The 10736-nt window shown below is 68.5% G+C and carries 6 protein-coding genes; 3 read left to right on the top strand and 3 right to left on the bottom strand.

The genetic code is table 11. From position 1 onward, the window contains the following. The first annotated feature begins 43 nt into the window (after window positions 1-43). A complete protein-coding gene (locus HR086_RS39650) occupies window positions 44-5557 on the top strand; it encodes a DNA repair ATPase (protein ID WP_174468206.1) in 5514 nt (1837 codons plus the stop codon). Window positions 5558-5627: 70 nt separating this feature from the next. On the opposite strand, the gene HR086_RS39645 is transcribed toward HR086_RS39650, so the two are convergent. Beyond that, a complete protein-coding gene (locus tag HR086_RS39645) occupies window positions 5628-6284 on the bottom strand; it encodes an expansin EXLX1 family cellulose-binding protein (protein WP_254626645.1) in 657 nt (218 codons plus the stop codon). A 168-nt stretch (window positions 6285-6452) separates the two neighbouring features. Here HR086_RS39645 and HR086_RS39640 point away from each other — a divergent pair, with 168 nt between their 5' ends. After that, window positions 6453-7058: a hypothetical protein gene (locus HR086_RS39640; protein ID WP_217440069.1), complete on the top strand. Its 606-nt coding sequence runs from the start codon at window positions 6453-6455 to the stop codon at window positions 7056-7058. 93 nt (window positions 7059-7151) lie between these two features. Here the strand turns inward: HR086_RS39640 and HR086_RS39635 are convergent, their stop codons facing one another. Further along, on the bottom strand, window positions 7152-9005 hold the full coding sequence (locus HR086_RS39635; RefSeq protein ID WP_174468205.1) for a von Willebrand factor type A domain-containing protein: 1854 nt from the start codon (window positions 9003-9005) through the stop codon (window positions 7152-7154). Window positions 9006-9103: 98 nt separating this feature from the next. Between HR086_RS39635 and HR086_RS39630 the strand changes: the two genes are divergently transcribed. After that, window positions 9104-9592, top strand: a complete 489-nt coding sequence (locus HR086_RS39630) for a VOC family protein (protein WP_174455361.1) — start codon at window positions 9104-9106, stop codon at window positions 9590-9592. Here the strand turns inward: HR086_RS39630 and HR086_RS39625 are convergent. After that, complete coding sequence (locus tag HR086_RS39625; protein ID WP_174468204.1) at window positions 9586-10686, bottom strand: heparan-alpha-glucosaminide N-acetyltransferase domain-containing protein; 1101 nt, start codon at window positions 10684-10686, stop codon at window positions 9586-9588. The genes HR086_RS39630 and HR086_RS39625 overlap by 7 nt on opposite strands. Window positions 10687-10736 lie beyond the last annotated feature (50 nt).

Here is a 10736-nt window from a genome sequence, read left to right as displayed (position 1 = left end):
GGGGCGGGGGCGGGGTCCCCGCGAAACTTTCCGGTGAGCACTCATGGCAACTGACGGTGGCAAGGGCGCGGCGCCCACGGGCGAGGCGGCGCTTGAGGGGGGCAGCTACGAGGTCATCCGGACGCGCCTGCTGGCACAGGCGGACGTGCTGGGCGCGAAGGCGAACGACCTCAATGCGCGGCGCAAGGCGTTCTTCGGCGGCTCGGAGCTGGCGGTCACCGGCAACGAGAGGGTGCGCACCGAGAACAACTGCGTGGCGCGCGACATCGTCAGCGTCGGCAAGTACCTGCTCTTTGGCTACAACGTCTTCATCGGGTTGAAGAAGGAGACGTCCGTCGCGGATGTCTTCTCGCTGCACCGGTTCGAGAAGACGGCCGACGGGTTTGATTTGTCCGCCGTGCCGCACACGGAAGCCGGCGGGTTCCTGGCCGACCCGCGCTTCGTCAAGGACTTCAGCGAGCTGTACCGGTACTACAAGGACGCGAAGCTCCTGCAGTTGAGGCGCAAGGACGCGCGGCTCCTGGCCATCTTCCAGACGGGCCAGACGGCGCGAGACCTCAAGGTGTTCCGCTTCAACCTGGACACCGAGGGCCGCGCCACCTACCTGGACAACCAGGGCGAGAAGGACCACGTCTTCCCCCCGTCCCACGACTTCGAGTGGACGGTGGCCACGCGCGAGAACTACGTGCTGGGCCAGCACCCGCACGTCAACGTGTTGGATCAGGTGTTCGTGGAGACGGTGAAGGGCGACCTCACCGTCAAGGTGGAGAACAACACCTCGTCCGGCCTGGGCATCTACAGCGAGCCGGTGGAGGACGCGAACCAGTCGCTGGACGACGCGCGGTTCGCCTGGGCCCGGGTGGGGACGCTCATCCTCATCCGGGTGCTGCCCTTCCGCGAGAAGGCCTGGCGCTACCTGGTGTTCAACTCGCGCACGCAGCACGTGGTGCGAATCGACGCCATCGGTCAGGCCTGCATCCGACTGCCCGAGGACCAGGGCATCATCTTCCCCGGGGGCTATTACCTCCAGACGGGCGACTACAAGGTCTTCGACGGTGACGCCACCGGTTCGGGGATGGAGTTCAAGCACGTCATCCGCTCGCCCAACGGCGAAGACGTCCTCTACATCTTCCACCAGCGCGAGGAGGGCCGGTACCTGCTCTTCCCGTACAACCTGGTGCGCAAGGAGGTGCAGAACCCGCTGGTGTGCAATGGCTACAGCCTCTTCGCGGACGGCGGGCTGGTGGTCTTCCGCGAGACGTCGCAGGAGCCCACGCGGGTTCACCCGATGCAGGTGTGGCAGACGCCCTTCGTGTCGGACGAGCACGCGGCGGCGGCACCCACGGCGCCCGGCTATCTGGGCAAGGTGGGCAACGCGGAGCTGGTGCGAGGCATCTCCGACTCGCTGACGCTCCAGCGCATCGCGAAGACGGACAAGCCCAACCGCCGCACGTACGAGGACCTGGTCGCCGCCGCCACGCGCGCGCTGGATGCGTACTACTGGCTGGGCCACGCGGAGACGGGCCTGCAGGAGCCCGTGGAGCTGTTGCGCCGCACGTCCGAGCTCATCATCGATGAGTTCGAGAAGGTGCTCGCCCTCCAGAAGCGCGCGTCCGAGTCGCTGGCCGAGGCGGAGAAGGCGCAGACGAAGTTGCTGGGACGCGTGCAGCCGGAGCTGCTCACCTCGGCCGAGGAGTTCATGCACGTGCTGGCGGAGCTGCGTCAGCAGCGCGGGCACCTCATCACGCTGAAGGACATCCGCTACATGGACCTGGGGCGCGTGGATGCCCTGGAGAAGGCGGTGGTGGAGGCGTCCGACAACACCAGCTCCGGCTGTGTGGACTTCCTCCAGAAGGGAGAGGCGCTTCAGCCCCTGGCCGCGCGCCTGGACGAGCTGCTCGCGAAGCTGGAGCCGGTGAAGACGACGGTGGAGCTGGCGCCGCTGGGCGAGGACATCGAGAAGACGGCCCAGGGCCTCACGGTGCTGGGTGAAGTCGTGGGTGGTCTCCAGGTGGGAGACCCGCTGGCGCGCGCCCGCATCCTGGAGGGCATCTCCGAGCTGTTCGGCCGGCTCAACCGCGTGCGCGCGAGCCTCGCGGCCAAGCGCAAGGAGCTGTCCAGCCGGGAGAAGCGCGCGGAGTTCGGCGCCCAGTTCAAGCTGCTGGGGCAGGCCATCGAGAACGCGCTGGCCCAGGCGGACCTGCCGGAGAAGTGCGACGAGGGGTTGTCGCGTCTCACGGTGCAGTTGGAGGAGCTGGAAGGGCGCTTCGGTGAGTTCGACGAGTTCCTGGGGCAGATCACCCAGAAGCGCGAGGAGCTGCTGGAGGCGTTCGGCGCTCGCAAGCAGACGCTCGTGGATGAGCGGCAGCGCCGGGCCCAGAGCCTCTTCGGCGCCGCGGAGCGCATCCTCCAGGGCGTGCAGCGCCGCTCCAAGTCGTTCAAGTCGGACGACGAGCTGAACGGGTACTTCGCCACCGACGCGATGATCCTCAAGCTGCGGCAGCTCTCCGAGCAGCTCCTGGGACTCCAGGACAGCGTGCGCTCGGACGAAGTGCTGTCGCGGCTCAAGTCCGCCAAGCAGGACGCGCTGCGGGCCCTGCGCGACAAGCAGGACCTGTTCGCGGACGGCGACTCCCTCATCAAGCTGGGCACCTACCGCTTCAACGTCAACACGCAGCCGTTGGACCTGACGCTGGTTCCGAGAGACGGTGCGCTCTATCTCCAGCTCACCGGCTCCGACTACGCACAGAAGTTGGAAGACCCGGAGCTGCTCAAGCACCAGGGCCTCTGGGAGCAGCACCTGGTCTCCGAGACGCGGGACGTGTACCGCGTGGAGTACCTGGCCTCCTGCATCCTCTCCGACGCGGAGGACGGCAAGGGTGGGCTGACGCTGTCCGCGCTGCATGAGGCGGTGATCGCCGGCACGCTGCTGGAGCGGGTGCGCACCTACGCGGCGGACCGCTTCGATGAAGGCTACGAGCGCGGCGTGCATGACGTGGACGCGGCGGCGGTGCTGGAGAAGCTGCTGACGCTGCACCAGGGCGCGGGCCTCTTGCGCTTCGCGCCGGTGCCTCGCGCGTGGGCCTCGCTGTATTGGGCCTTCGACTCCGACGAGGGCGCGCGGACGCTGTTGCACCGTCGGGCGCGGAGCCTCGCTCGGCTGCGTCAGACGTTCTCCTCGGTCGGAAGCCTGTCCGAGCTGGGGCTCGCGTTGGGGGAGGCCGTGGAGGCGTTCCTCAAGGCGCAGGGGCTTGCGCACTCGCCTGCGGAGGCTCGTCAGGCGGGACGTTACCTCGTGGAGGAGCTGGCGGTGGATCGCCCTCGCTTCACCACGAGCGGCGAGGCGGTGGTGCTGCGGGACGCGTTCCTGGCGCAGTTGGAGCGTCAGGGCACCCGGACCGCCTTCGAGGAGGATCTGCGCGGACTGGAGAAGGACCTGTCCTCGCGGCTGCTCATCGCCAAGGCGTGGGTGGAGGCGTATCTGGCCCAGCGCGACGGGGGCCCCGGTGACGCGGGCTACTTCGCATTGGAGACGGCGGTGCTGCTGCTCACCGAGCGCAAGTTGGACCGCGAGCCCGCGGGCGCTCTGACGGCGGCCGAGGTGACGGGGCTTCTGGGCAGTCACCCGCGCGTGCACGACCGGAAGCTGTCCTTGCGCCTGGACGAGTTCCTGGCGCGGCTGGGCGAGTTCCGTCAGCTCCGCGTGCCGCAATACCAGACGTACCGTGGACTGCTGCGGGACTTGCTGGAGCGCGAGCGCCGCAAGCTGCGCCTGGAGGAGCTGACGCCGAAGGTGCTGTCGTCGTTCGTGCGCAACCGCCTCATCGACGAGGTGTACCTGCCGCTCATCGGCGCCAACCTCGCCAAGCAGCTCGGCGCGGCGGGCGAGGGCAAGCGCACGGACCGCATGGGCATGCTGCTGCTCATGTCTCCGCCGGGCTACGGCAAGACGACGTTGATGGAGTACGTGGCGAGCCGGCTGGGCCTCACCTTCGTCAAGGTGAACGGCCCCGCGCTGGGCCACTCGGTGAAGTCGTTGGACCCGGCGGAGGCGCCCAACGCCACGTCGCGGCAGGAGGTCGAGCGCATCAACCTGTCCTTCGAGATGGGCAACAACGTGATGCTCTACCTCGACGACATCCAGCACACGGACCCGGAGCTGCTCCAGAAGTTCATCTCGCTCTGCGACGGCCAGCGCCGCGTGGAGGGCGTGTGGAACGGCCGGACGCGCACCTATGACTTGCGCGGCAAGAAGTTCTGCGTGGTCATGGCCGGCAATCCCTACACGGAGACGGGGGAGCGCTTCCGCATTCCGGACATGCTCGCCAACCGCGCGGACACCTACAACCTGGGTGAGATTCTCGACGGCAAGGAGCACCTGTTCGCGCTGAGCTATCTGGAGAACGCGCTGACCTCCAACCCGGTGACGGCGCCGCTGGCCACTCGCGACGCGGCGGACACGCACCGACTGCTTCGCATGGCGCAGGGCGAGGAGGTGCCCGCGGGCGAGCTGAAGCACGGCTACGCGGCGGCGGAGCTGCAGGAGATCATCGCCATCTTCCAGCGGATGTTCCGGGTGCAGTCGGTGCTGCTGAAGGTGAACATGCAGTACATCGCCTCGGCGGCGCAGGACGAGCGCTTCCGCGCGGAGCCCGCCTTCAAGCTCCAGGGCTCCTACCGCAACATGAACAAGCTGTCGGAGAAGCTGGTCGCGGCCATGACGGACGCGGAGTTGGAGCGGCTCGTCGACGACCACTACCAGGGCGAATCCCAGACGCTCACCACGGCGGCGGAGCAGAACCTGCTCAAGCTGGCGGAGATGCGCGGCCGCCTGACGCCGGAGAAGGCGAAGCGGTGGGAGGACATCAAGCAGGGCTTCGCGCGCGTCAAGCGCATGGGGGGCAAGGAGGACGACCCCGTGGCGCGCGTCACCGGTCAGCTCAGTGGAATCGAAGAACAGCTCGGCGCGGTGCGCGATGCGGTGGCGAACGCGGCCACCCAGGTGCAGCAGGCCTCCGCGGACCGGAACGAGGACCCGACGGCCGAGGCGCTGCCCTACCTGGAGGCCCTGCGCGACGCGGTGCTGGAAGTGGCGAAGGTGGGGCGCGAGGCGAAGGACAGTCCGCCGCCTCTGCCGGTGGCCGCGCCCGCGCCGGCGACGGACCTGGCGCCATACCTCAAGCACATGGCGCAGCTCCTCAAGGCGCTGACTGAACGGGTGGCGACGTCCGCCCAGGCGCCCGTGGTGCAGCAGGCCCCGGCCCAGGACTTCGGGCCGTACATGGAGCAGCTCTCGCGGGCACTCGCCGCGCTCGCGGACCGACCGGTGAACGTGTCCGCGCAGATGCCGGCGGAGGCGCTCCAGCGGGCCGCCGTGGCAGGGCCGTCTCCGGCGGAGCTGAGCCGGCAGATAGAGCTGGTGGAGGGCGTGCTGCTGCCTCTGGAGCGGGCTTCCCGTCGCGCCGTGCAGGGCGAGGGTGAGAACGTCAAGTCGCTCCAGGTCTGGCAGAACGTCACCGAGGCGCTGGAGCTGCTGCGCTCCATGCTGCGTCGGTAGTCGCTCGGAGCTTTCGCGGCCGGGGCTCGATGGTGTGTCGAGCCTCGGCCGGTGCGAAAGCGGCCCCGCGTCAGCGGAACTGGGCGGAGCCCTCGAAGGTGTCGTTGTCCAGCACGCGGGGCAGGGTGTCCTCCACCTGCTCGCCGGTGGTCGACGTCACGCGCACGGTGAAGGAGCCTTCGCCCATGCCGTCGCCGTTGACGAAGTAGTTGTAGTCCTCGCGCGGGACGTCCTTCCACGCGCCGTCGCCGCGACGCCACTCCAGCTTGGAGATGGGCACCCGGTGGTTGCGCACCTGGATGGCGGTCCACCACGGGTTGCTGCCGTTCTTGAAGTGGTACTCCAGGCCGCCGGCCACGTCGCAGGAGACCACCTTCCAGGTGATGTCCACGCGGCCCAGGCGCATCTCGGCGATCTTCGCGAAGGCCTGCCGGCTGAGGTCCAGGTGACCGGCCTCGCACTCCGGGCACCTGTCCACGATTCGCACCCGCACGTTGCCGCTGGGCCCCTTGATGTCCACGCACTGGCCACATGCCGCGCTGTTCGCGTACTGCGGGGTGTTCATCGCCGCGACCATCAAGTCATCCGGGCTGGCGTCGTAGCTGCAGTTCCCCGCGCCGGTGGCGTCGTAGTACGTGGCGATGCCCTTCTGCTCCTCACCCAGGGGGACGCCTCCTCCGCTGGGGTCATCACCGCATCCTCCACACGCGAGGAAGAGGGTGGCCATGGGAACGAGCAGGAGGCGGGAGGGCAGGTGGGATGGGCGCATACGGCCCGAAGGATACCGCAACGTGTCCGCGCCGTGCCCACCCCACACTCACGGAAATGTCGCTGCAATGACTTGCAGGGCTGTTAGCGTGTCGCCGCTTTCAAACGAACAGGGGGTCGTCACGTCATGAAGTTCTTCAGGCGCGCTGTCTGTCTTTGTGTGGCGGTGGTCCTTTCCGCGTGTGGTGGAGAGCCCTCCCCGGGAGCGACGGAAGACGTCTTCGCCTCGAGTGAAGCCGCCGCGACTTCCGTGACGTACGACGGCTGTCTCCTCATCCTCACGGCGGTGTCGACGGGAGGGTTCCCGCCGAACTATCGAATCGTCTTGAGGCGGCAGGTGATTGAGTTCTGCTACCTGCCACCCTCCGAAATCAATCTCGACACGTCTGTCAACTACCTCCCCGCCCTGTCACTGGTGGCCAACGACCAGGGGGTGGTCGCCACCTACGTGAAGAAGCAGAGTGTCAGTGGCAGCTCTCCCAGCACGCTTGGCATCAGCCATGTCGACCCGGCGACGATGACTGTTGTCCGGAAGACAGGGCTGGCCGTGTACCTGGGCACCGGCAACATCACCTCGGGAGTCCCATTCCTCGAAGCCGACGGGACGACGCTCACCGTGAGCGGAGGCAAGACGGGTCGCATCGGGGGAGAAACGGGCAGCGGTAGTCACTACATCGCCACGTTCCCGGACTTCTTCACCAGCACCACGCCGCCCACCGTCGTCGCGTACTGATCGCGTCCGGGAGGCTCGCCGGAAAAAATAATGGGGTGGAAGGCGCCCCCCGGGCCTTCCACCCCATTCCCCCTGCAACCTGCTTGGGTCTGCTTACTCGCCGCGGGCGGACGCGCCGGACAGGGCGCGAGCCTGCGACACCAGCTTCACGAACTCGTTGCGGTCAGCGTCTCCAGCGGCGGCGCCCTCGGCGAGCTTCTGCGCGGTGGCCAGGCTCCAGCCCTCGGCGGCCGGGTTGCCTCGGAGGATGTCCGCGGTGGAGGCGACGGCCACGGCGAAGCGGAAGTCGGGCGAGGCGGCCTCCAGCGACGCGCGCAGCAAGGAGCGCGTGAAGGGGAAGGACTGCTCGGCGGCCTCGGTGCCGTTGGGCGCCTTGGCACGCACACGCACGGTGGCGAGCGACTCCTTGGCGTCCTTCACCAGCTCCACCTCGTACAGCGCGGTGACGTTGTGGCCCGCGCCAATCTCACCCGCGTCCACCTTGTCGTTGCGGAAGTCGTTGTCCGCCACGTCCCGGTTCTCGTAGCCCAACAGGCGGTAGCGACGCACCGCGAGCGGGTTGAACTCCACCTGGAGCTTCACGTCCTTGGCGATGACCTCCAGCGTGCCGGTGAGCTGCGTCTCGAAGACCTTCTTCGCTTCCTTGTAGCTGTCCACGTAGAAGCAGTTGCCGTTGCCCTTGTCCGCGAGCTTCTCCATCATGTCGTCGCGGTAGTTGCCCATGCCGAAGCCCACGGCGGTGAGGGTGACGCCCTCGGCCACGTACTTGTGGATGCTCTCCAGCATGGCCTGCGGGCTCAGCGTGGGGCCGATGTTGGCGTCGCCGTCGGTGAGGACGATGACGCGGGAGACCACCTTGCCGGAGGCCTTCTTCACCGCGTGCTTGTAGGCCATCTCCATGCCGGAGCCCATGGCGGTGCCGCCCCCGGACTGGAGCGCGTCCAGCGCGGCGTGGATGCTCTTGACGTCCGTGGCCGGCGTGGGCGCCAGCACGTCCCGCGTGGAGCCCGCGTAGGTGACGATGGCCACCGTGTCGTTCTCGTTGAGGTTCTTCACGGCGATCTTGATGGCTTCCTTGGCGAGCGGCAGCTTGTCCTGGGACGCCATGGAGCCGCTGGTGTCGACCAGGAACACCAGGTGCGCCGGCTTACGCTGTGAGCGCGAGACGACCTTGCCCTGCACGCCCACGCGCACGAAGTGGCGCTTCGTGTCGAAAGGCGACGGCGCGGCCTCCAGATGCACGGTGAAGGCCCCCGTCTCCGGCGGGGCGTAGCGGTACTTGAAGTAGTTGACGAACTCCTCGACGCGCACGGCGGAGGAGGGCGGCAGGTTGCCGTTCTGGAGGTAGCGGCGGGCCACCGTATACGACGCGGTGTCCACGTCCGCGGCGAAGGTGGACAGCGGGTCCTTGCTCGTCTCGGTGAAGGTGTTGGGCTTCCAGGCCTCGAAGGTGTTGCCCTGCGGACCCGCGTGGGCGTCCGAGCCGTCCACGTCCTTATCCGTGAGGCGCGCGCTGGCCTCGAGCTTCTTGGGAGCCATCCGGGACGGCTTCGCCATCTCCGCGCCCTGGGCACGGCCGATGACGCCATTGGCCACCGCGCCGCCCATCGCACCCGTGGCGGGCGCGACCATGAGGGGCTCGGGAGCAGGCTCTTCACGCAGCTCCGCGTCGATGCCTCGCGGCGCCTTCCTGGCCCGGTCCTCGCGAGGCGCCGGGGACTCGGCCGTGGCCCTGGCGTCGTCGCCCTCGGCGGCGGCGAAGTCCTGGGGCGCGGCGCTCGGAGGCGGGGCCGGCTTCGCGGTGGCGTGGGTTCGTGGGGTGGAGCGCGTTTCGGGGGCCGTCAGGGTCTGGCGCTCGTCCATGGACATGCAGGCGGGCAGGACACAGGCGACGAGCAGGGCACTTCCCCACTGGCTCAAACGGCGCTTCAGGAAGGTCTGGGACATGTGTTCTCCGGGGGACGGAATCAACAGGCGCCGCATCGAAACGCACGACCTGACAAATGGGTCTATTCCCGCGATTTTTCCCGGTAGGTTCCGGGCCCATGCAGACCTCGAGACCCTTCCGAATCCTGGGCATCCAGCAGATCGCCATCGGCGGCGCCGACAAGGGCCCGCTCCGCAAACTCTGGGTGGACCTGCTGGGCTTGACGCCTCACGGCACCTACCGCAGCGAGCGGGAGAACGTGGACGAGGACATCGTCACCGCCGGTGCGGGGCCCTTCAAGGTGGAGGTGGACCTGATGCAGCCCATCAACCCGGAGGGCAAGCCCCGGGTCCACGAGACGCCGCTCAACCACGTGGGCCTGTGGGTGGATGACCTGCCCGTCGCGGTGAAGTGGCTGGAGCAGCAGGGCCTGCGCTTCGCCCCCGGAGGCATCCGCAAGGGCGCCGCGGGCTTCGACATCTGCTTCGTTCACCCCAAGGGCAACGAGCAGTTCCCCTACGGTGGCGAGGGGGTCCTCATCGAGCTGGTCCAGGCGCCGCCGGAGGTCATCGCCGCGTTCGAGCGCCTGTCCACCGACGCTCACTGAGGAACGGCGGGGCGCAGCCTCTTGCTCAGGGACTGGAGCGCCATTCTCACCCGGTGCTCCAGCCGGTCCCACGCCAGGCACAAGAGCCATGTGGCGACGATGAGCACCGCGGTGAGCAGCCAGTACTGGCCCCAGCCGCTGCGGTCTCCCCAGAAGCGCTGGAAGGAGAAGACGCCGCCAAGCCGGTAGAACAGCAGCATCTCGTGGAAGAAGTAGGCGGAGAGCGACGAGGTCCCGAAGACCTCGATGAACCGCCGCAGCCGTGAGGGCGCATGGCCCGCGGGCACCCGGGCCTCCAGCCCCATCAATCCGAGCAGCACGGCGCACACCCACGCGAAGCGCGCCGCGGAGTTCGACGGGTTGGCGACGAAGAAGCGGTGGTGCGGGTAGAGCTGGAAGAGGAAGTCTCCCGACGCCGCGCCGATGGCACCCACCGCGACGAGCAGGAGCAGCGCCAGGGCCAGCGGACGTCGGCCCCAGGCGCCCGCGAGTGTTCCCGCGAACGCGCCCAACCACGCGAAGCCCATCCACGGCAGCAGGGGGAAGGGCGCGAAGGAGGACTTCTTCGTCAGCGTGGCCCAGGGCTCGGGCACGTGTTCACCCAGGGGTGACACGGCGAAGACGATGAAGGCCAGGGACAGGCTCACGCCGGCGAGCACGCGAGGCTGGGGCGCCAGCGCGGCGGCCACCGGCAGCATGAGGAGCAGACACACGCCCACGCACTGGAGGATGTCCATGCGGAAGAGCCACTTGGGCTCGCTCAGCAGCGGGAACCACGCCCAGTTGACCAGGGAGGCCACCAGGAGGACCTCGCAGGTGCGGCGGAAGTTCTTGGGCACGCGCTCGCGCAACTGGCCACTGGCGGCGCTGCGCACCATGACGAGCGCGAGCGCGAAGCCCGCGGAGAAGATGAACGCGGGGGCGACCAGGCCGTCGACCTTGAGCAGGCGGCCCACCCAGGCGCTCTTGCGCAGCTCCGGGGTGAGCAGGGCCAGCGAGTGCGTCTGCACCATGAACAGGACGGCGATGCCGCGCAGCCAGTCGATGGCACGCACGCGCTCGTGGGACACGGGAAGGGGCGAGGAGGGGCTCAAGGCGGCGCACCCTACGGCAAGTCCGGGTCGGCGTGTATGGGGAGGACGGC

Origin of the sequence: Myxococcus sp. CA039A, assembly GCF_013336645.1 — a bacterium.
Lineage (GTDB): Bacteria > Myxococcota > Myxococcia > Myxococcales > Myxococcaceae > Myxococcus > Myxococcus llanfairpwllgwyngyllgogerychwyrndrobwllllantysiliogogogochensis.
The sequence above is the reverse complement of the archived record's forward strand: the minus strand, read 5'-3'. Positions and strand labels throughout refer to the sequence as shown.

Coding starts and splice junctions, on each gene's coding strand:
- HR086_RS39630 (WP_174455361.1), top strand. CDS start 9,104: ATGCAGACCTCGAGACCCTTCCGAATCCTGGGCATCCAGCAGATCGCC.
- HR086_RS39645 (WP_254626645.1), bottom strand. CDS start 6,284: ATGGCCACCCTCTTCCTCGCGTGTGGAGGATGCGGTGATGACCCCAGC.
- HR086_RS39640 (WP_217440069.1), top strand. CDS start 6,453: ATGAAGTTCTTCAGGCGCGCTGTCTGTCTTTGTGTGGCGGTGGTCCTT.
- HR086_RS39650 (WP_174468206.1), top strand. CDS start 44: ATGGCAACTGACGGTGGCAAGGGCGCGGCGCCCACGGGCGAGGCGGCG.
- HR086_RS39635 (WP_174468205.1), bottom strand. CDS start 9,005: ATGTCCCAGACCTTCCTGAAGCGCCGTTTGAGCCAGTGGGGAAGTGCC.